The 21047-nt window shown below is 64.2% G+C and carries 15 protein-coding genes; 10 read left to right on the forward strand and 5 right to left on the reverse strand.

The features are described from left to right. Positions 1–62 precede the first annotated feature (62 nt). From ACT53Q_RS13295 to ACT53Q_RS13340, 10 genes are all read left to right on the forward strand, one after another. Positions 63–1481, forward strand: coding sequence for a sigma-54-dependent transcriptional regulator (locus ACT53Q_RS13295; protein WP_476187122.1), 1419 nt, complete (start codon positions 63–65; stop codon positions 1479–1481). Between the two features lie 83 nt (positions 1482–1564). After that, entirely contained in the window at positions 1565–2317 is a 753-nt protein-coding gene (locus ACT53Q_RS13300) for a hypothetical protein (RefSeq protein ID WP_476187123.1), read from the forward strand. Between the two features lie 243 nt (positions 2318–2560). Continuing rightward, entirely contained in the window at positions 2561–3010 is a 450-nt protein-coding gene (locus ACT53Q_RS13305; protein ID WP_476187124.1) for a pilin, read from the forward strand. 114 nt (positions 3011–3124) lie between these two features. Then, positions 3125–3574 carry a pilin gene (locus ACT53Q_RS13310; protein ID WP_476187125.1) on the forward strand — a complete coding sequence of 150 codons (450 nt, stop codon included), beginning with the start codon at positions 3125–3127 and terminating at the stop codon, positions 3572–3574. A 295-nt stretch (positions 3575–3869) separates the two neighbouring features. Continuing rightward, entirely contained in the window at positions 3870–5597 is a 1728-nt protein-coding gene (gene pilB, locus ACT53Q_RS13315; RefSeq protein ID WP_476187126.1) for a type IV-A pilus assembly ATPase PilB, read from the forward strand. 3 nt (positions 5598–5600) lie between these two features. After that, positions 5601–6863, forward strand: a complete 1263-nt coding sequence (locus tag ACT53Q_RS13320; RefSeq protein ID WP_476187127.1) for a type II secretion system F family protein — start codon at positions 5601–5603, stop codon at positions 6861–6863. Positions 6864–6881: 18 nt separating this feature from the next. After that, complete coding sequence (locus tag ACT53Q_RS13325) at positions 6882–7745, forward strand: prepilin peptidase (RefSeq protein ID WP_476187128.1); 864 nt, start codon at positions 6882–6884, stop codon at positions 7743–7745. A gap of 274 nt (positions 7746–8019) precedes the next feature. Further along, positions 8020–8640 (forward strand): dephospho-CoA kinase, encoded by a 621-nt coding sequence (coaE, locus tag ACT53Q_RS13330; protein ID WP_476187203.1) that lies wholly within the window; start codon positions 8020–8022, stop codon positions 8638–8640. A gap of 90 nt (positions 8641–8730) precedes the next feature. Then, positions 8731–9786, forward strand: coding sequence for an acyltransferase family protein (locus ACT53Q_RS13335; protein ID WP_476187129.1), 1056 nt, complete (start codon positions 8731–8733; stop codon positions 9784–9786). Between the two features lie 39 nt (positions 9787–9825). Further along, entirely contained in the window at positions 9826–9996 is a 171-nt protein-coding gene (locus ACT53Q_RS13340; RefSeq protein ID WP_476187130.1) for a DUF2256 domain-containing protein, read from the forward strand. A gap of 94 nt (positions 9997–10090) precedes the next feature. Here the strand turns inward: ACT53Q_RS13340 and ACT53Q_RS13345 are convergent, their stop codons facing one another. From ACT53Q_RS13345 to ACT53Q_RS13365, 5 genes are all read right to left on the reverse strand, one after another. Further along, complete coding sequence (locus tag ACT53Q_RS13345) at positions 10091–10633, reverse strand: REP-associated tyrosine transposase (protein ID WP_476187131.1); 543 nt, start codon at positions 10631–10633, stop codon at positions 10091–10093. Positions 10634–10839: 206 nt separating this feature from the next. After that, positions 10840–11220 (reverse strand): hypothetical protein, encoded by a 381-nt coding sequence (locus ACT53Q_RS13350; protein WP_476187132.1) that lies wholly within the window; start codon positions 11218–11220, stop codon positions 10840–10842. 9 nt (positions 11221–11229) lie between these two features. Next, a complete protein-coding gene (locus ACT53Q_RS13355; protein WP_476187133.1) occupies positions 11230–16338 on the reverse strand; it encodes an RHS repeat-associated core domain-containing protein in 5109 nt (1702 codons plus the stop codon). A 123-nt stretch (positions 16339–16461) separates the two neighbouring features. Then, positions 16462–17772, reverse strand: a complete 1311-nt coding sequence (locus ACT53Q_RS13360) for a Xaa-Pro dipeptidase (protein WP_476187134.1) — start codon at positions 17770–17772, stop codon at positions 16462–16464. 100 nt (positions 17773–17872) lie between these two features. Then, positions 17873–20989 carry a fused MFS/spermidine synthase gene (locus tag ACT53Q_RS13365; RefSeq protein ID WP_476187135.1) on the reverse strand — a complete coding sequence of 1039 codons (3117 nt, stop codon included), beginning with the start codon at positions 20987–20989 and terminating at the stop codon, positions 17873–17875. Positions 20990–21047 lie beyond the last annotated feature (58 nt).

Raw genomic sequence — 21047 nt, forward strand, 5'->3', positions numbered from 1 at the left:
CCATCGCAGAAACCGCTGTCCGAACTGCCGCGATTGGGCTAAAGTTGACGCAGGAGGGCACCATGGCCGAGCAACGCAGCGCGCTGATCGTCGACGACGAACACGACATCCGCGAGCTTCTCGTCGTGACATTGGGACGGATGGGTCTGCGCACGGACACGGCGCCGAACCTCGCCGTCGCGCGGGAAATGCTGAGCACGGTGGCCTACGACCTGTGCCTGACCGACATGCGCCTGCCCGACGGCTCGGGCCTAGACCTGGTCGCCGAGATCGCCACCCGCTTCCCGACCACGCCGGTCGCGGTGATCACCGCCTACGGCAACGTCGAAGCGGCGGTGGAGGCCCTCAAGAGCGGCGCCTTCGATTTCGTGACCAAGCCGGTCGACCTGACCGTGCTGCGCGGCCTGGTCCGCCAGGCGCTGGACCTCAACAGCAGCCGGCAGGCCAACCCCGAGGGCACACTGCTGCTGCTCGGCGAGTCCCCGGCCATGGTCGGCCTGCGCGAAACCATCGCCAAGGTCGCCCGCAGCCAGGCGCCGGTGCACATCAGCGGCGAGTCCGGCACCGGCAAGGAACTGGTCGCCCGCACCATCCACGCCCAGGGCTCGCGCGCGGCGGGGCCGTTCATCCCGGTCAACTGCGGCGCCATCCCGTCCGAACTCATGGAAAGCGAGTTCTTCGGCCACAAGAAGGGCAGCTTCACCGGCGCCCACACCGACAAGCCCGGCCTGTTCCAGGTCGCCGACGGCGGCACGCTGTTCCTGGACGAAGTCGCCGAGCTGCCGCTGCCGATGCAGGTCAAGCTGCTGCGCGCGATCCAGGAAAAGACCATCCGCCCGGTCGGCGCCAACACCGAAGTGCCGGTGGACGTGCGCATCCTGTCGGCCACGCACAAGGACCTCAACGTCCTCGTCGCCGAAGGCAGCTTCCGCCACGACCTGTTCTACCGCATCAACGTCATCGAGCTGGACGTGCCGCCCCTGCGCGAGCGCACCGGCGACCTGCCGCTGCTGTCCGAAGCCATCCTCAAGCGCCTGGCCTACGCCATGAAGCGCCGCGCACCCGGCCTGTCCCCCGACGCCGTCGCCGCGCTCGAGGTCTACCCATTCCCGGGCAACGTCCGCGAACTGGAGAACATCCTCGAACGCGCGCTGGCCATGGCCGACGGCGACGTGATCGGCGCCCGCGACCTGCGCCTGCCGAACGCGCCGCAGATCCTGCCGCAGGCGCCGGCGCTGACCCAGGCCCCCGCCCCGGCGCCCGCCATGATGGCGCCCGCGCCGGCCGCCGCCGACCCCCGCGGCGCCAATCCGCGCGACACCAGCACCAGTGCCCTGCCCTCGTTCATCGAGGAAATCGAGCGCAACGCGATCCAGCAGGCGCTGCAGGAACACCGCTACAACAAGACCAAGACGGCCGCCGCGCTGGGCATCACCTTCCGCGCGCTGCGCTACAAGCTGAAGAAGCTCGGGATCGAGTGACCGCGCCGCCGGCGGGCTTGCGGCCGCCGGTCCGCTGCGCATAATCGCGGGCCACCCCATCGTGCCCGCCTCGCATGACCCGCATGACCCGCTGGAAAGCCGCCGCGATCCACCTGCTGATCAGCTTCACCGTGGTCGGTACCGTCACCGGCCTCATCTACTGGCTCTGGTTCCCGTACGGGATGATCCGCATCGCCGGCATGGACCGGCTGCTGATCACGATGCTCTGCGTGGACATCGTCGCCGGCCCGCTGCTGACCCTGATCGTGTTCAAGGCGCACGACATGCGCCTGACCCGGCGCGACCTGGCCACGATCGGCGTGATGCAGGCGCTCTTCATGGGCTACGCCCTGCATACCGCCTGGATCAGCCGGCCGGTCTTCCTGGTCTGGTCGGTGGACAAGATGTACCTGCTCTACGCCAACGAGCTGGAGCCGCGCGACCTCGACAAGGCCCGGACCGCGGACACCCGCAGCCTGGCCTGGTTCGGCCCCCGGCGCTACGCCGTGGTGCTGCCGAAGAACCCCGATGCCCGCGCCGCCGTCTTCGCCGACCTCATCGCCCGCCAGCGTCCGCTGGAGCAGTTGCCGGAGCATTACGGCCCCTACGCCGACAAGCGCGCCGAGATCCTCAAGGTCGCGCTGCCGGTCGTCGCCAAATCGCTGCCGGAGTGGATGACACCGAAATCGCTGGACGATGCCGTCATCGACAGCGGTCGCCGCAGGGCCGACCTGCGCCTGGTGCCGATCCATTCCGCCCGGGCCGCCTCGATGCTGCTGGTCGATGCCCGGACCGCGGAACCGGTCACCACGCTCGCCCCGCCACCGGCCCACTGAACAGCTTTGCCGTTGCCGGGCAGGCACGTGACGCAGAGCGTCACTTTTGGCAATCCGGTTCTGTGAACCATGCCCGAACGTCGACGCAGGACCGGGAACCTGTCCGGTTCGGCAGACTGGCACGGGTTGTGCATATAGATACCCTGCACGTGCTCGGTAGCACGGGCGCCACGGACCGGAGCACCTTCCTGGTACGGGGCACGTGAAAACGTTCGCTACTCTACTCCCGAGGGAAAACTGATCATGAAGAACACCAAAGGCTTCACCCTGATCGAACTGCTGATCGTGGTTGCGATCATCGCCATCCTGGCCGCCATCGCCATCCCGCAGTACCAGGACTACATCTCGCGCACCCGCGCCACCGGCGCCGCCGCCGAACTCAGCGGCTTCCGCACCGCGGTCAACGTCTGCATCTCCGAAACCCAGACCAACGTGGGCTGCACCGCCGGCGCCAACGGCGTGCCGACCATCGCCAGCTTCACCCTGACCAAGAACGTGACCAAGATCACCAGCGTCACCGACGGCGTGATCACCGCCGAAACGGGTGCCACCATCTCCAGCGGTGGTGCCAGGCTGACCTGGCTCGACACCCCGAACGCGGCTGCCGGTTCTTCGAACATCACCTGGACCAACACCGGCACGGTCTGCAACCAGACCCGCGGCCTGCGTCCGGGCCAGGGCGACTGCCCGTAAGGTTCTGGCTGTCTGCTCCGGTACGACAAAAGGAACCCGGCCCTCGTGCCGGGTTCCTTTTGGAAACGAAGGATTGAACGAGTGCCTGCAACGGCATTCAAACAAGGGGACATCATGAAGAACACCAAAGGCTTTACCCTGATCGAACTGCTCATCGTGGTCGCGATCATCGCCATCCTGGCCGCCATCGCCATCCCGCAGTACCAGGACTACATCTCGCGCACCCGCGCCACCGGCGCCGCCGCCGAGCTCAGCGGCTTCCGCACCGCGGTCAACGTCTGCATCTCCGAGACCCAGACCAAGGTCGGCTGCACCGCCGGCGCCAACGGCGTGCCGACCATCGCCAGCTTCACGCTGACCAAGAACGTGACCAAGATCACCAGCGTGACCGATGGTGTGATTACCGCTGAAACGGGTGCCACTGTTTCCAGCGGCGGTGCCAGGCTGACCTGGGTCGACACCGCGAATGCGGTCGCCGGCAACTCGAACATCACCTGGACCAACACCGGCACGGTCTGCAACCAGACCCGCGGCCTGCGTCCGGGCCAGGGCGACTGCCCGTAAGATCTTCAGCGACATTTTCCCGTTCAGGACCCGGCCCATGGCCGGGTTCTTTTTTGGGCCGAGCTACCGTCGCCATTCGCCGGCAGCGCCCCATCCGGCAGCCGGGATGTGGCCTGCGTCACATCCGGAGCCGGTCCGCGCAAGCGTGACCCGGTTCACCCCTTCCTCAAACAATTGCACTCATCCGCTTGATCGCGCACGATTCCGGGTGGGGAATGGGATGCAAGCCGCGAACCGGCGCAGTAACCTAGGACGCTGACCCGGGCGACGCTTTCCGACAGGACGACCACTGACGATGAATTCGGCCGCGACCGCCAATCTGATCGGAATCACCGGCATCGCCCGGCGACTGGTGCTGGATGGCGCCCTCGACGAGACCACTGCCCGTCAGGCGCTCGACACCGCGACCCGCGAGCGCAAGCCCATCGCCGGCTACCTGCGCGAACAGAAGCTGGTCACCCCGTCCCAGCTCGCCGCCGCGAACTCGATCGAGTTCGGCATGCCGCTGTTCGATCCCTCGACCATGGACGCCTCGCAGAGCGCGATCCGGCTGGTCAAGGACGATCTGCTGCAGAAGCACCACGTGCTGCCGCTGTTCAAGCGCGGCGGCCGACTGTTCGTCGGCGTCTCCGACCCGACCAACACCGCGGCGCTGGACGAGATCAAGTTCCACACCAACCTGGTGGTCGAACCGATCCTCGTCGACGAGGACACGATCCGGCGCACGATGCAGGCGTGGCTGGAGAACAATGATTCGCTCGGGGGGATGGAGGACGCCGAAGGCCTCGACAACCTCGACGTCTCCGGCGGCGACGACGAGGCCGGCGGCAGCGAAGGCGGCGTCGACGCGAAGGGCGACGACACGCCCGTCGTCAAGTTCATCAACAAGATCCTGGTCGACGCGATCCGCCGCGGCGCGTCGGACATCCACTTCGAGCCCTACGAGAACGACTACCGGGTGCGCCTGCGCATCGACGGCATCCTCAAGCAGGTCGCGAAGGCGCCGGTGAAGCTCAACCAGCGCATGGCCGCGCGCCTGAAGGTCATGTCGCAGCTGGACATCGCCGAGAAACGCGTGCCGCAGGACGGCCGCATCAAGCTCAACCTGTCGAAGACCCGGCAGATCGACTTCCGCGTCAGCACCCTGCCCACGCTGTTCGGCGAGAAGGTGGTGCTGCGTATCCTCGACGGCAGCGCTGCGAAGCTCGGCATCGACAAGCTCGGCTACGAGCCCGACCAGCAGAAGCTGTTCCTCGACGCCATCCACAAGCCCTACGGCATGGTGCTGGTCACCGGCCCGACCGGCTCCGGCAAGACCGTGTCGCTGTACACCGCGCTGGGCATCCTCAACGAGGAAGAGCGCAACATCTCCACGGTCGAGGACCCGGTCGAAATCCGCCTGCCCGGCATCAACCAGGTGCAGCAGAACGCCAAGCGCGGCATGACCTTCGCCGCGGCGCTGCGCAGCTTCCTGCGCCAGGATCCGGACGTGATCATGGTCGGCGAAATCCGCGACCTGGAAACCGCCGAGATCGCGGTCAAGGCGGCGCAGACCGGCCACATGGTGCTGTCCACGCTGCACACCAACGACGCGCCGCAGACCATTTCGCGCCTGATGAACATGGGCATCGCGCCGTACAACATCACATCGTCGGTCAGCCTGGTGATCGCGCAGCGTCTGGCGCGCCGGCTGTGTCCGAACTGCAAGCGTCCGGCCGAGTTGCCGGAACACGCGCTGCTGGCCGAGGGTTACACCAGCGACGAGATCCACGAAGGTTTCACCCTGTACGAAGCGGTCGGCTGCGGCGAGTGCACCGGCGGTTACAAGGGGCGTACGGGCATCTACGAGGTCATGCCGATGACCGAGGCCATCCAGGCCATCGTCCTGCAGGGCGGCAACGCCATGCAGATCGGTGAGGTGGCGCGATCGGTCGGCATCCGCAACCTGCGCCAGTCCGCGCTGCTGAAGGCCCGCAACGGCATCACCAGCCTCGCCGAAATCAACCGCGTCACCAAGGACTAACCCATGGCCGCTTCCCGTTCCGCCGCCAAGACCGCCGCCTCCCCCGAACGCGCCGGCATCACCCTGCCCATGTACGTGTGGGAAGGCACCGACAAGCGCGGCATCAAGATGAAGGGTGAGCAGCAGGCCAAGAACGGCAACCTGCTGCGCGCCGAACTGCGCCGCCAGGGCATCACCCCGACCGTGGTCAAGCCCAAGCCCAAGCCGCTGTTCGGCGCGGCCGGCAAGAAGGTCACGCCGAAGGACATCGCCATCTTCAGTCGCCAGATCGCGACGATGATGAAGTCCGGCGTGCCGCTGGTGCAGTCGCTGGAGATCATCGCCAACGGCCAGAAGAACGTGCGCATGAAGAACCTGGTGGATTCGCTGCGCACCGACATCGAGGGCGGCTCGTCGATCTACGAGTCCATGCTCAAGCACCCCGTGTACTTCGACGAGCTGTACCGCAACCTGGTCAAGGCCGGCGAAACCGCGGGCGTGCTGGAGACCGTGCTCGACACCATCGCCACGTACAAGGAAAACGTCGAGGCGCTGAAGTCGAAGATCAAGAAGGCGCTGTTCTATCCGGCGATGGTGATCTCGGTGGCGATCATCGTCAGCGGCGTGATGCTGGTGTACGTGGTGCCGCAGTTCGAGGACGTGTTCAAGGGCTTCGGCGCCGACCTGCCGGCCTTCACCCAGGTGATCGTCGACCTCTCGCGCTTCATGGTCGCGTGGTGGTTCCCGGTGCTGATCGGCGTCATCGGCGCGGCCGTCGCCTTCATCTTCTTCTACAAGCGCTCGCTGGCGTTCCAGCACTTCCTCGACAAGGCCATCCTGCAGGTGCCGGTGATCGGCCAGATCATGCACAGCTCGGCGGTGGCGCGCTTCTCGCGCACGCTGGCGACGACCTTCAAGGCCGGCGTACCGCTGGTCGAAGCGCTGGACAGCGTGGCCGGCGCGACCGGCAACAGCGTCTACGAGAAGGCCACTTACCGCATCCGCGACGACGTCTCGGTGGGCTACCCGGTCAACATGGCGATGAAGCAGGTCAACCTCTTCCCGCACATGGTGGTGCAGATGACCGCCATCGGCGAAGAGGCCGGCGCGCTCGACACCATGCTGTTCAAGGTCGCCGAGTTCTACGAGATGGAAGTCAACAACTCGGTCGACGCCCTGGCCAGCCTGCTCGAACCGATGATCATGATCGTGATCGGCGTGCTGGTGGGCAGCATGGTGGTCGGCATGTACCTGCCGATCTTCAAGCTCGCGTCGGTCGTGGGCTGACGGCGTACCGGACCCGCAATGGCGTTTCTCGACCAGAACCCGGCGCTCGGGTACCCGATCGCCGCCGGCCTCGGGTTGCTCGTTGGCAGCTTCCTGAACGTAGTGATCCTGCGTCTGCCCAAGTGGCTGGACTGGGACTGGCGTCGCCATGCGCGCGAGGAACTGGGCCAGACCGACCTGTACGAGCCACCGCCGCCGGGCATCGTGGTCGAACCCTCGCATTGCCCGCACTGCGGGCACCGGCTGTCGTGGTACGAGAACATACCGGTCTTCAGCTGGCTGGCGCTGCGCGGCCGCTGCCGCAGCTGCAAGACGCCGATCTCGATCCAGTATCCGGCAGTCGAGCTGCTGACCATGCTGCTGGTGCTGGCCTGCGTGTGGCGCTTCGGCTTCGGCTGGCAGGGCTTCGGCGCGGCGCTGGTGAGCTGCTACCTCGTCGCCGGCGCCGGCATCGACCTGCGCACGCAGACACTGCCCGACCAGATCACGCTGGTGCTGATGTGGCTGGGCCTGATCGCCAGCGTCGACAACCTGTTCGTGCCGGCCAAGGCGGCGATCGCCGGCGCCGTGCTCGGCTATCTCTCGCTGTACTGCGTGCACTGGCTGTTCAAGCAGATCCGCGGCCGCACCGGCATGGGCGAAGGCGACTTCAAGTTGCTCGCTGCGCTGGGCGCGTGGGCCGGCTACAAGGCCCTGTTGCCGATCGTGCTGATCTCCTCGTTCCTCGGCGCCCTGATCGGCTCGCTGTTCCTGGCGATGAAGGGCCGCGACCACGACACGCCGATTCCCTTCGGCCCCTATCTCGCCATCGCCGGCTGGATCGTGTTCCTCTCGGGCGACACGATCATCGAGGGCTACCTGCACCTCAGCGGGCTGCGCTAGAGCGTGTCATGACCTTTTTCATGCGCCGCGAAGGCCATCCGCGGGTGCGAGCCAAGACGCGCGCCGCCGCCAAGGCTGGCCGCCTTAGCAAGGTGCGCAACGCCGGATCGCGCCCGCGGATGGCCTTCCCTTCGGGTTGCGCCCCTGTGGCGGCGATCCTGCGGCCCGCGGCTTGCCTTGGCCACCAGCCAAGGACTGCGCCACGGGGCCTTGTCTCGACGCCACAGGCTGCGCGACGCGACACATGAAAAAGGTCATGACACGCTCTGGCCCAATGTCCGCGTACCGCATCGGCCTGACCGGCGGCATCGCCTCGGGCAAGTCCGCGGTCGCCAGCGCCTTCGAGGCCCTCGGCATCGTGGTCGCCGACGCCGACCTCGCCGCGCGCGAAGCCGTCGCGCCGGGCAGCGAAGGCCTGGCCGCCGTGGTTGCCGCATTCGGCAGCGACGTGCTGGCCGCCGACGGCGGCCTCGATCGCGCCGCGATGCGCCGCCGCATCTTCGGCGATGACGACGCCCGCCGCCGGCTCGAAGCCATCGTCCACCCGCGCGTGCGCCAGACGCTCGCGCGCACCTGCGACGCGGCGGCCAGCCCGTACGCCGTCGCCGCGATCCCGCTGCTGGCCGAAGTCGGCGGCCGCACGGCCTACCCGTGGCTGGACCGCATCCTGGTCGTCGACGTCCCGGTCGAGGTGCAGCGCACCCGCCTGCTTGCCCGCGACGGCATCGACGAGGCCCTCGCCGACCGCATGATTGCCGCGCAGGCCACGCGCGCGCAGCGACTGGCCATCGCCGACGACATCGTCGTCAACACCGGCACGCTCGACGACCTGCGCCGCCACGTCGCGGCGCTGGATGCGCGCTACCGGGCGCTCGCGGACGGCACGCCGGGCTGATCCCGGCGATCGACGGATCGGCGATGGCCGCCCGGAAGCCATCGATACGTCCTATCCTCCGACATCGACGACCGCCCCGGACAAGGCCCCGTGCTCCGCAACCTGCATCTCCTGCGTGCCCTCGCCGCGCTCAGCGTCGTCTATTTCCACATCACCTCGAGCTCCGGCCTCAACCTGGCGTGGGACGTCGGCAGCCGCGGCGTCGACGTGTTCTTCGTGATCAGCGGCTTCATCATCGCCTACATCGGCGCGAAGAAACCCGAGTACTTCTTCGTCCGCCGCCTGATCCGCATCGTGCCGTTCTACTGGGCCGCGACGCTGGTCGTCTTCACCGCCGCGACCGTGCTGCCGCGCTTCTTCCGCAGCACCGACGCCAGCGTCGGCCATCTCGTGCCGTCACTGCTGTTCTTACCGCACCTGTCGTCCAGCGGCGAAGTGCAGCCGACGCTGATCCTCGGCTGGTCGCTCAACTTCGAGATGTTCTTCTACGTGGTGTTCGCGCTGGCGCTGCTGTTCTCCGCGCGCTGGGCGCCGATCCTGTGCGCAGCCGCGATCGTGGTCGTGGTCGCGATCGGCAAACTCGTCGGCCCGGTCTCGACCGCGTTCGATTTCTACGCCCGCACGACCAGCCTCGAATTCTGCTACGGCATCGGCGCGTACTACCTGCTCGACGCCTGCGTGCGCCGCAAGGCCGCGCTGGAGCGGAGCATGGCACTGAAGGCCGGCATCATCCTGGCACTGATCACCGGCGTCATCGCGATCGTGCTGTTCGAGCACGTCGCCAAGGATGCGTACCCGCGCTATCTCGCCGGCGGAATCCCGGCGGCCGTCATCGTCGTGTCGGCGCTGCTGCTGGAGCGGATCTTCGGCATCGCCACCCGCAGCCGGCTGTCGTACCTGCTCGGCGAAGCGTCGTACGTGATCTACCTGATCCACCCGTACATCGTGTTCGGCGTGCTCCGCCTCGCCGTGCCCGACGCGGCGCAGCTCTCGATGCCGATGACCATCGCCGTCATCGCCGGCCTGCTCGCGCTGACCAGCGGCATCGGCATCGCCCTGCACCTGCTGTTCGAGAAACCGGTGATGGCCTACCTGCGCGCGAAGCTGGTGCCGGATGCGCCGACGCAGGCGGTCGCTGCTGCCTGAAGTCGCAAATCCAGCCTCTCAGCCTGTCGACCGCATTACATGCCCCGGGGCATCCGCAAATCCGACCTGCCGACCAAGGCCTGCGCGACCTGCGGCCGCCCGTTCACGTGGCGCAAGAAGTGGGAACGGGACTGGGAGCTAGTGCGGTATTGCTCGGATCGGTGCAGGGGGAAAAAGATGCGCACGATTCGTGGAATCGGTAACGCGTAAGGTGGGCTTCAGCCCACCATTGCGACATATCTGCGGTGGCGAGCAATGATCGAAACGACACAAGTTTCTGATCGCTGCAGCGGAAATTCAATCGTCATGGTGGTGGGCTGAAGCCTATCCTGCGCCCCGACCTCTCGGGCATTCCGCCCCAACCGGCTTCGTAGGCGCCAAGTCGCACGTAACGATGAGATGAGGAACAGGGCCAGGCAAACGCGTTCGCGACCAGACCATGCTTGACCGCATTGAAATGGATGTCGTCGAAATGACGCCGGAAGTCGTCCGCGTCGACAATTCGATGTTCCCGGAAGCGGCGCTGCGAGCCTCCACGTTCCCGCTTCGCGACCCGCGACGCACGCCGCCGCTCGCCACATGGCATCCGCATCGAGAATGCCGATTTCACATGCGCCCAGCACACCGAGTCGTCGGCATCGCCGGGAGGCAGCGTCCAAAGGCAATGCAAGTGATCAGGCAACACGACGATGGCACCCACGACGAATGGGTGCGCGATACGCGCAGCCCGAGAGGCTCGACGCAATGCATGGATGAGCTCCGTCGACAGCGACCGCAGCCGCTCGGCGATGGCGACCGTGAAGAAATACGTGCCTCCCAGCACCCGACAGCGGCGATATTCAGGCATCCCGGCAAGATCGCCCGGCGACCCGCGTCTCACCATCGGAAACACCCCCACCCAACCGTCAGAAAAACCCGAGTCGTAGGATGGGCTTCAGCCCACCATTGCGACACGTCCACGATGAAGAGCGATGATCGAAACGGCACAAGACTTCGGTCATTGCCAAGTGATTCAAGCGGCAGAGTGGTGGGCTGAAGCCCACCCTACGGCCCTCAACGAATATAACTACTCCGAACATTTTCTAAGCGTCTTATATGCTTTTCGGCAAAATCAACATCAATCAAAATTGGTGAATTAGAGTCAGCCAAGAAGGATTTAACAAGCAATAATTCATCGTATATGGACAACATTAGAATAATTTCTTCAAAAAACAATTCGCTGCTTGAAAATATCATGGCCTTTATTTTATTTATCCTATGCTCTATGTCAAACAAGAATTTTTTCTCGTGCGCTTCAATTCCATCAAGGATTTTTATTCTAATTATTTTTTTTTCATTTTTATTTAAATTTCCATCCCCTGAAAACTCAATTATCGCGGCGTAAATATTTTTTGACGCCAAGAGGGAATTAATTTTTCCAAATTTATTTTTCATTGCTTGCTTTCAAAACCCATCCGGTAATGTTATTCCTAAATTAGACAAGTATCGAGAGTTAACAGTGGGATCATCAATGTGGGTGAAAATTCTGTTCCCAGATAAACTTCCAGAAGTCAGCATAAAAGAGTCCGGCCCCGTTCTGGAAACATAATTATATTTGAATTGTCCATCATGATACACAAGGAACCTTGCATCAGCAGTGACCGTATGCCTAACTGCAGCAGCATAGTACGCTCTATCTGAAAGTCCATTTCCATGACGCCGAACATGATCTTTCAAGTCGTAGAAACGGGGCCCTTTACTTGGACTTACCGCGGCTGCAGTAGCATAGGGAAACTTGATCGCTGCCCTAGTTATATCCCGAGCCAAGGATAAATTTTCGAGAAGCGGCTTTGAAGCATCAGCCAGACCGTCTAGTGCATCATAGTATTCTGCCGCACAATAATTCCCAAACTTTCTCTGAACGCCGGATTGCCCTTCTGCAATATCACCAAGAACATCCGCACAAAAGGTCGGATTCCTCAAGCATGTAAATGTGACAGAATCAAATCCAGGATTAAAAGCGTAAAGCAGGCCAGAAGGATCGGCAGAGGCGCCTGGAGCCCCGCCAGCATATGCAAATGAAGAGATACCGCCAGCCAACCCGATCGGATCACTCTCCACATACCGCCCGGTCGTAGCTTCATAATCCCTGAAATAGTTGTAGTTCAGCCCACTCACGCTGTCGTAGCGCTGGCCCGGGAAGCGCAGGTCGAACACGAACTGGGTCGCGTCGCCGTCCGGATCCTGGTTCGGCGCGGTCGTGCCGAAAGCTTCGCCGGCGAGATCCCACTTCCATACCGTCGTGCCATTGGTGCCGCGGGTCGGGTCGATGACCACGCGCGGCGTGCCCAGCGCGTCCGGCTGGATGTAGAACACCTTCTGGCTGGCGCCCGCGCCCGTGAACAGGCCGACCGGCAGGTCGCCGAACCAGATCGCCTGCTGCGTCGGTGCCGTCGCACCACCGTTGTCGTAATCGCCGATCCAGTGGCCGGCTTCGTCGTACACCGTGTATGTATTGGCCGTGCCGAGGGACTTCTGCACCTGCTCGCCGCGGCCGTTGTACACGTAGTTCATCTTGACGGTCGTGCCTTCCAGATACTGCGTCATCCGGTTGTGATCGCCGTAGACGTAGTTTTTGGTGATGGCGCCGGCCGGTACCGAGGTGGTGTTGCCGTTGAAGTCGTAGGCGCGCGTGCTGCTGCCAACCTGATCCAGACGATGGCTGGTACTCGGGTACGTGTATGTCGTGGTCGTGCCCGACACCGTCGCGCTGGTGCGGTTGCCGGTCTTGTCGTAGGTGTAGCCCTCCAGCACGGCGCTGGTGCTGCCATCCTGCGTCTGCGTCAGGCGGTTCAGGCCGTCATAGCCGAAGATGCGCTGCGGCGGTTCCGACTGGTTGCCGTCGCGCAGCTTCTTCAGATTGCCGACCTCGTCGAACTCGTAGCCGACACTCAGACCGCCCGTCGTCGTGTCCTGCACGATGCCCGGCTGGTAGTTCTGGTTGCGCGTACGGTTGAGCAAACGGCCCGTGCTGCCGCCGTAGCGCCACGACGCCGCCGGGCCGAACGGGTAGTAGCTCACGTTCGTCACCAACACCTGCCGCGTGCCTGTAGAGGTCTTCGCGCCGATCTCGGACACCCGACCCTGCGTGTCGTAGACGTAGTCGACGACGGCACCGTCCGGATAGATCGTGCTGGTCAGCTGGCCGGCTGCATTCCAGATGTAGCGCAGCGTGAAGGCGACGCCATTGGTGGTCTGCACCTTGCGCACGACATGGCCGAAGCGGTCGTAGCAGTAGACCGTGTTACCGCTGCCGTCGACGATCTTCGCCAATCGACCGGCGGTGAAGGTCTCGCCGGTGAGGCAGGCGGCCTGCGTCGTGTCCCAGGTGTAGGTGACATTGAGCGTGGACGCCGTCGGATAGCTGATGGCGGTGAGGCGGTTCAGCGCATCGTAGGTGTAGTTCGCGACCTTGCTGCGCGCGTCGGTCTGGCTGGCGCGGTTGCCGGCGCTGTCGTAGGTATAGCTGGCGACGCCGGTGTCCGGGCTGTCGAGCTGCGTCAGATCGCCGAAGCCGTTATAGGTATATTGCGTGTTCAACGACTTCGGGTCGGTCACCTTCGTGACTTCGCCGAAGAGGTTGTAGGTCATCTTCGTCTCGGCGGAGATTCCACCGACATCCGCGAGCGACCGAACGATACGGTCGAGTGCGTCGTAATCACTGTCCTCGACACGGCCCAAAGCGTCGCTGGAGAGATCGGGATTCCCGTTCTCGTCATACGTCAGCGACGCCGAGTGATTGTAGGCATCGGTGACCGACTGCAAGCGTCCGACCGTGTTGTAGGTCGAAGACAGCGTCCTGACGAGCGAAGAAGAAGCGTCATGCACTTCTTCGCCCAATCGATGACCCGCTGCGTCCAGCGAGTAGGCGATCGTGTTGCCGGAAGCATCCGCGATGCCAGTCAGTCGGTGCGCTGCGTCATAGGTGTAATTGGTATAGCTGCCATCCGGGAGCGTGATCTTCTTGATCTCGCCGCCCGGCCAGTATTCGAGCTGCACAATGCGGTCGTCGCTTTCGACAGTGTCATTGGCACCACGGATAAACGATGCCGTCAATCGACCACGGGCATCGTACTGGTAATCCGTCACGACACCGTTCGCATCCTTGAATGACAAGGGATTGCCGCGGATATCGTATTTGAGGAATTCGACGACCTGCCCGAGCGCGTTGGTGACCTTCCACAGATTCCCCTTTCGATAGGGACATCCTGCGGGATCGGTGGTGCAACTTGCGTGGCTGGAGGGGTAGTACGTGAACGTCACGGTGTCGGCAACATCGGTCCTCGGCCCGTCCACCGCCGTGAGCATGCCGAGGAACGGACAGGTCCCGGTATCGACATCGCTCTGCTCGCAATAGGTATGGCTGCTGGAACGCGTGGTGTTGGCTGCCACATCCCTGAGCGTGGTGCCGATCACCTGGTCGCGGCCGTTGTAGGCATATTCGATTCGTCTAAAAGCCTGATCGGACGCGTTCCTCACCTCGACCGAGGCCTTCTTCACGAAGTCGGTCGACCACTCCGTCACTGTGGACCTTTGCTCGGGATATCCCCAGGCTTCGATGAACGCGGTCTGGCGGCCAGCAGCGTTGTACTCCGTCCGGCTCGTGATCCCGCGTTTGTCCGTGTAGTTTCTCCACAGGCCATAGTAATTGTACTGCCAACTTTCATTTCCATCCGAAGAGACTGCCGTCAACGGACGACGATAGGAAGCTGTACTCCCAGCGGGCTCGAACGTATATGTCGTTGTACCGAGACCGGACTGTGTCACGGCAGTTTTGGATTGGGACTCATTGTCCAACTGATAATCGAGCGTCGTATCGTAAGCGCCACCCGCATGGACGCTGTGCACGACACGCCCGTGGTCGTCAAAGTAGTAGTTGCTGAGCCGAGCGCCGTCCTCGGAAGTAACACCCGTCAGGTAGTAAGCGAAGTAGGAGTCATTGCATCCGGATACCGCACCGACGCAGACATGGCCGGCCTCGCCATAATGGTAGTCACGATGTTTGCCGTCGGGATAGAGCACGGAAACAAGACGACCTGCGGCATCGTAGCTGTAGCTCGCAAGCGCCGTTCCCGACGCATCCTTCACCGCGGTGAGGCGATAGGAAGTGGGCAAATAGGTTCTTCCGGGAACAACGACACCACCATCTCCGGTCCCACCACCACCACCGCCGTAGTAGGCGGCCACATTCGCCCCAGGAATGACCAACGGCTGACCATTGGCAGGATTGATGTAGATGTTCTCTTCATATTCGAAGGAAAGCGAACGCCCGATGCCATCCACGACGGCGCTCATCCGCCCTTCGCCGTCATAGGAGAAATTCAGTGTGCTCGCGGGATCCTGGTTGTCACGAATCTTTTCGAGACGTCCGGTCGCGCTGAAGACCTTGTCGACCCCGCCCTCTCCATGCTGGACCCAGCTGCCGTCCGGCAGACCGCGCAGAAGTTGCTTCCTGTCGCTCGTGGACCGGTACATCACTGTACCCGAAACAGGCTTGTATTCTTCCCGGTTGTTGTTCTGGTTGCTGAACATGACAGGCTGACCGGACGAAGCCGGCAACGCCACATTGCTCGACCACGAATGAGACCAATTGAAGCCCATCTGGGAGAACGCGTACGCCTGCGCCTTCGATCGATACGTCCGCCCGAAAGAATGGCCCGCCCAAACAAAATCGGGCTCGAACAGCAATTTCTCGCCAGTAGCAGGCACACAGGGATGATCGGTGCGTATCGTGTCGCATGTACTGGCCGCGCGCCCGGTCTTGGAGATGACGAGATTGGTCGCATTCGCCTTGCAGATGAATGGCCAGCTTGCAGCGCCCCCGGCTGACAGCATGCTCATCGCCTTGTATCCAGAAGGACACCGGAACGCATACTGCTTCAAGATCGTTGTCTCGTTCTCGGACACAACGGAGCTGCATTGGCCGTTTGAATCCTTAACCCGCCACCTGAAGGCTATCCTTCGAGAATCGGTGGCTCTTTCGCCGTAGCGAACCACGTAATCGTACTGATACACCCCATTGACTTCATAGGCCTGCGGATCTCCCCAATAACTGAATGGGTTTTCAAAGCCACCCAGGACCTCGACTTCGAGGTTGCACTGGCCCGCCCACGGCGACGAGGTCATGAACCAGTCGTCGAACTTACCGACGACATAGGATTCATCTGCCCCAAGGCAGGTATTCTGAAGATTATCATTGGGAAAAGGGACCCCTGTCGGGGGGCAACTGAATCCATACCAGCCAGTGCGATAGCCACCCTCACCTGTCGCCGTTGCTGCCTTGCGGTCGACGCAATAGGAATAATTTGTCAGCCCTGGCGTCGATTGATCGTCAACGCCGCACTGATAAAGATCGTTTCCGCCCTTGCCCTGGTTATAAGCGCGCATGGCAGCTTCTGCAGCTTCCAGCGTTGCATAGCTTGAGCCATTCCAGTAATAAAAGTCCTGCGCTGAAAGCAGGTGCGCATAAAAGCCGAAAAAAATCAGCACACCGGCTTTTAAATACTTCCTCATGCCCATCTCCAGTGAATCTTCTTATTCCGTTTCGAAAAAAAGCGTCCGCATTCCGGAAAAGCCAAACTTCAGCCGGGAACCGGGGATGGGAGCCCAAGCCGCATCCATTTCCATCGCCCCGTTTTAATGCTTTTGATCGATTGAATATCCGCCCTTCATCACAAACCCGACTCGCTCCAACAAGGTCACATCACGCAAGGGATCGCCGGACACGGCGATGAGATCGGCGAGGCGTCCCGCTTCAAGAACGCCTCGATCGTTGCGGCCCAATGCATCGGCAGCGTTGATCGTCGCGCTGCGGATCGCGTCGACGGGGGTCATTCCGTAGCGGACCATCACAGCGAACTGCTTCGCATTCTCTCCGTGCGGAAAGATGCCGGCGTCGGTGCCGAAGACCATCTTCACGCCGGCGAGATACGCGCGACGGAAGTTCTCGCGCTGCAGGTCGCCGATCTCGCGATCCTTGCGCAGATTGTCTTCGAGCACGCCGTTCTTTCGACCTTCGCTCTGCGTGTAGTCGGTGTTGTAGATGTCCATCGACAGCCAGGCGCCGTACTGCTTCGCGAGGCGGATGCCTTCGTCGTCGATGAGGCTGGCGTGTTCGATGGTGTCGACGCCGGCGCGGATCGCGTCGCGGATGCCAGCGGCGCCGTGCGCATGCGCGGCGACCTTCAGGCCCCACATGTGCACTTCGTCGACCGCGGCCTTCATCTCGGCATAGGTCATCTGCTGCTGGCCGGGTTCGGTGTTGCGCGAGAACACGCCACCGGTGGCGCAGATCTTGATCACCTGCGCGCCGTACTTGCGGATCTCGCGCACGGACTTGCGCGCCTCGTCGGGCGTGTCGGCGTTGTACGGATTGCGGTCGTGCATCGACGGCGGGAAATACGTCGAATCGCAGTGGCCGCCGGTGGCGCCGAACGCGAAACCGGCCGGCACGATACGCGGACCGACGACCTTGCCCGCATCGATCGCCTGCTGCAGGCCGACGTCGTTCCAGTCTTCTGAGCCGAGATTGCGGATCGTGGTGAAGCCGGCGGCCAGCGTGCGCTGCGCCTGCGCCACCGAGATCGCGGACCAGAAGCGGTCGTTGAACTGGAGATAGGTGTAGCCGCTGTAGGTCGGATCGCTGTCGATGTGCACGTGCATGTCGATCAGCCCGGGCAGCAGGGTCATGTCGCCGAGGTCGTAGCGGCGCGCACCGGGCACGGCGTCGACGTGGCGACCGCCGGACGCGATCTGGACGATGCGATCGCCTGCGATGCGCACTTCGGCGTGGTCGAGCATGCGGCCGCTGCGCACGTCGAGCAGGCGCGCGGCAGTGACGATGGCGGCATCCTGCGAAGCGGCGGGCGCGTCCTGCGCGGTGGCGAGGCCTGCGGCGACCGCAAGGGCCAGGCCAATGAACGAAACGAACGGACGCGCGTGCAGCATGGTCGATCCCCGGACGAACGGAATCCCAAGCGTACGCGCGCATCAACGGACGGTCGAGGGCAGGTCGCCCGCACGCGCGGGCGACCTCGCCGGAGATCGGTTACCGCTTGTCCTTGCCCGCCTCGGGCTGCGGTGCCGCAGCGGTCGCGGGTACCGCAGCCGCATGGCCCTGCTCCGCCGCGAAGGCGTTGCGCACGGCGTCGACGCCGAACTTGCGCAGGCCGTAGTACTTCAGCACGACGCGGATCGGGCGCACGCCCGGATCGCCCGCGAACTGTTCGCTGAGCGCGAGCAGGTGCGCGAACTGCGCGGCCGTTCCGGCTTCCACCGACGACAGCAATTGCGCCGTCAGCACATAGTCGGGCACGCCGCCGGCGATGCCGAGTTTCGCGTCACCGAGACGCTCGATCGGCAGCGCGAGGATCGCGGCATGGTCGCGGGAGGCGATCGTGCGATAGGCGTCGAACACCGACACCACCACCGGCGCCGAAGCCGCGAGATCGGGCCGGATCGTGCCGCCGTCGAAGAGCACGAGCATGTCGTCGCGGGTCGTGCCCGCCCCGAGGATGCGCACCACGCGCGTCAGCGCCTGCTGCCACGCGGCCGATTCCGCCTGGGTGACCGGACGCCCGGCCATGCGCCGCAGCAGCAATGCATCGGCGAAGGTCTGCGTGGGCGGATACGCCGGCAGGCCGCCCATGTCGGGCGTGCGCAGCATCGCGTAGAGCGTCCGCGCCATCGCGATCTTCTGCAGGCGCATGTTGCCGCCGGCATCGATGAGCGGGCCGTTGAAATCGTAGGGCTGCTTCGCGACCAGTTCGTCGACCAGCGGCAGGCCCGCATCCCAGCCCATCGTCACGCCGAGCGCGTTGGCGCCGCGGAAGCGCGCGCGCGGCGCGTCGAGCGCGACGGTCGGATAGAAATCCGAGTACGGCGTGGCGCCGGTCGCGGTGAGATAGGCGTCGAGCAGCGGCTTGTCGGCGACTAGGCGCATGCGCAGCGCCATCGCATCGCCGAGGTCCACGCGCGCCAGTTCCTCCTGCACCACGCGCGGCGGGAACCGCGACATGTCCGGCTGGCGGATGGGGCTGCGGCTGGCGACCATCACGAAGTCGCCGGCACCGGCGGCGTAGAGCTGAATGTGCGGGAATCGCGAATTCAACGCCGCGGCCATCGTGGCGAACAGCGGGTCGTCGAGTTCGTAGGCGTGGATCCACTGCACCAGCACGCCATCGTCGGTCAGGTGCTGATCGAGGAACCGGTAGAACTGCTCGGTGAACAGGCTGGAAACGCCGCTGACCCATGGATTCGAGGGTTCGGAGACGATGGCGTCGTAGCGCTGGCCGCCGCGTGCGAAGTGCGAACGCGCGTCCTCGAACACCGGCACCATGCGCGGGTCGTTGTACGCGCGGCCGACGCGATCGCCGAAGTGGCGCGCGGCCTCGAACATCACCGGCTCGATCTCGATCGCTTCGACCCGCTTCGGCACCTTGCTGCCGAGGATGGTGTGCACGGTCAGACCCGAGCCCCAGCCGATCACCGCGATCTCTTTCGGGTCGCGCGCCAGCGTCACCGCGAGCACGCCGGCGGTGGCCATGGTCGGCTCGTCGCCGGTCGGGCGCAGCGAGAGGTTGGCGACGAGGCTGGCGTCGGGCTTGCCGTTGGTGAGGATCGTGCGCATGCCGTCCTCGGTCTGCGCCACGCCGATCGTCGCGGTCTTGCCGTCCTTGATGAAGATCGCGCGATCGCCCGACGTCCAGTTGATGCCGCCGGTGCGGTACACGCCGGACATCTGGTCGAGCGGATTGACGTGCCCGTGCGCGACCGCGAACACGATCGCGGCCAGCGAGGCGACGCCGAACGCCGGCACGCGCCAGCTGCGACGCGCGGTCTCGTCGCCCTTGTCGAACGCGAACAGCACGAAACCGAGCACGATGTCGAGACCGGCGGCGATGAAGATCGCCGAATACAGGCCGAGCACCGGGATCAGCAGGTGCGTGGCGGCGAACACGCCGACGATCGCACCCAGCGTGTTCACCGCGTAGACGCGGCCGATGCTGCGTTCGCCGTGGCCGGTCTCCAGCAGTGCGGTGGTGAACAGCGGCAGGGTCATGCCGGCGAAGAACGCGGCCGGCATCATCACCGCGATCGCGATCGCGGACGACGCCAGCGAGAAGAACACGTAGCCCTGGTCGGTGCGCGCCAGGCCCTGCATGAACCACGCCATCCAGCGGAACGAATTCGCGAATGCCGGCAGCGACAGCAGCGCGAATACGCCCATCAGGATCTGCGCGCCCGCGGCGACGCGGATCGGATCGGTGATGCGGTCCGCACGGCGACGTACCCAGCCACCGCCGAACGCGAGGCCGAGGATGAAGGCCGCGAGCATCAGCTCGAAGCTGTGCATCGACGTGCCGAGCGTCTGGTTGAGCGAACGCACCCAGCCGATCTCGTACACGAACGAGGTCGCGCCGGTGATGGCGGCGGCGGCCAGCAGGATGCGCTGCAGCGCCGACGTGCGCGTCGTTTCGGGCAAGGCGTGACGCGCGGCGGGCAGCTCGGCCCTTTCGCCTTCGGCGGCTTCGCCTTCCTCCAGCTTCGACAGCGCCAGCGCGATCATCGCCGCGACGATGTTCAGTGCGGCGGCGGCGAGGATGGTGCCCGGCAGGCCCACGCGCGGCATGATCACGAACGTGGACGCCAGCGCGCCGAAGCCGGCGCCGATGCTGTTGGCGAAGTACAGGCCGCCGAGCACGCGCATGTCGGCGGCGCGCGTGTTCTGCATGAAAGCGCTGCTCATCAGCGGGAAGGTCATGCCCAGCAGGATCGACTGCGGCGCCATCAGCAGCGCGGAGGAAATCCACAGGTAGGCATTGGCCGAACCGGCGCCGCCCAGCGCGGGCAGCACGCTGTCGTAGGTCAGGTGCTGGTAGCCGATGAACAGCGGATGGAACACCAGGCCGATCAGGCCGATCAGCAATTCGACCGCGACGTAGGCGCGCAGGAACGAGCGCGTGACCTGCGAGCGCCGGCTCGCCCACCAGGCGCCCAGCGACATGCCGCCCATGAAGATCGCCAGCACCAGCGTCTGCGCGTAGGCGGCGTGGCCGAGGATGAGGCCGAAGTACTGCGACCAGATCGACTGGTAGATCAGCCCGGCGAATCCGGACACCACGAAGGCGGCCAGCGCCCCGCGTTCGAAACGGCGATCGTTCATCGTTTCCCTCTCTCCCCGTGAAGCCCGTCCGCCGATGGACGGCCTGCCGCCCGCGGGC

It is taken from the genome of Lysobacter sp. DMC97 (genome assembly GCF_056313745.1).

Bases quoted from the DNA above. Each gene is read 5' to 3' on its own strand.
- ACT53Q_RS13295 (WP_476187122.1), top strand. From the start codon at position 63: ATGGCCGAGCAACGCAGCGCGCTGATCGTCGACGACGAACACGACATC.
- ACT53Q_RS13300 (WP_476187123.1), top strand. From the start codon at position 1,565: ATGACCCGCTGGAAAGCCGCCGCGATCCACCTGCTGATCAGCTTCACC.
- ACT53Q_RS13305 (WP_476187124.1), top strand. From the start codon at position 2,561: ATGAAGAACACCAAAGGCTTCACCCTGATCGAACTGCTGATCGTGGTT.
- ACT53Q_RS13310 (WP_476187125.1), top strand. From the start codon at position 3,125: ATGAAGAACACCAAAGGCTTTACCCTGATCGAACTGCTCATCGTGGTC.
- pilB (WP_476187126.1), top strand. From the start codon at position 3,870: ATGAATTCGGCCGCGACCGCCAATCTGATCGGAATCACCGGCATCGCC.
- ACT53Q_RS13320 (WP_476187127.1), top strand. From the start codon at position 5,601: ATGGCCGCTTCCCGTTCCGCCGCCAAGACCGCCGCCTCCCCCGAACGC.
- ACT53Q_RS13325 (WP_476187128.1), top strand. From the start codon at position 6,882: ATGGCGTTTCTCGACCAGAACCCGGCGCTCGGGTACCCGATCGCCGCC.
- coaE (WP_476187203.1), top strand. From the start codon at position 8,020: ATGTCCGCGTACCGCATCGGCCTGACCGGCGGCATCGCCTCGGGCAAG.
- ACT53Q_RS13340 (WP_476187130.1), top strand. From the start codon at position 9,826: ATGCCCCGGGGCATCCGCAAATCCGACCTGCCGACCAAGGCCTGCGCG.
- ACT53Q_RS13345 (WP_476187131.1), bottom strand. From the start codon at position 10,633: ATGCCTGAATATCGCCGCTGTCGGGTGCTGGGAGGCACGTATTTCTTC.
- ACT53Q_RS13350 (WP_476187132.1), bottom strand. From the start codon at position 11,220: ATGAAAAATAAATTTGGAAAAATTAATTCCCTCTTGGCGTCAAAAAAT.
- ACT53Q_RS13355 (WP_476187133.1), bottom strand. From the start codon at position 16,338: ATGAGGAAGTATTTAAAAGCCGGTGTGCTGATTTTTTTCGGCTTTTAT.
- ACT53Q_RS13360 (WP_476187134.1), bottom strand. From the start codon at position 17,772: ATGCTGCACGCGCGTCCGTTCGTTTCGTTCATTGGCCTGGCCCTTGCG.
- ACT53Q_RS13365 (WP_476187135.1), bottom strand. From the start codon at position 20,989: ATGAACGATCGCCGTTTCGAACGCGGGGCGCTGGCCGCCTTCGTGGTG.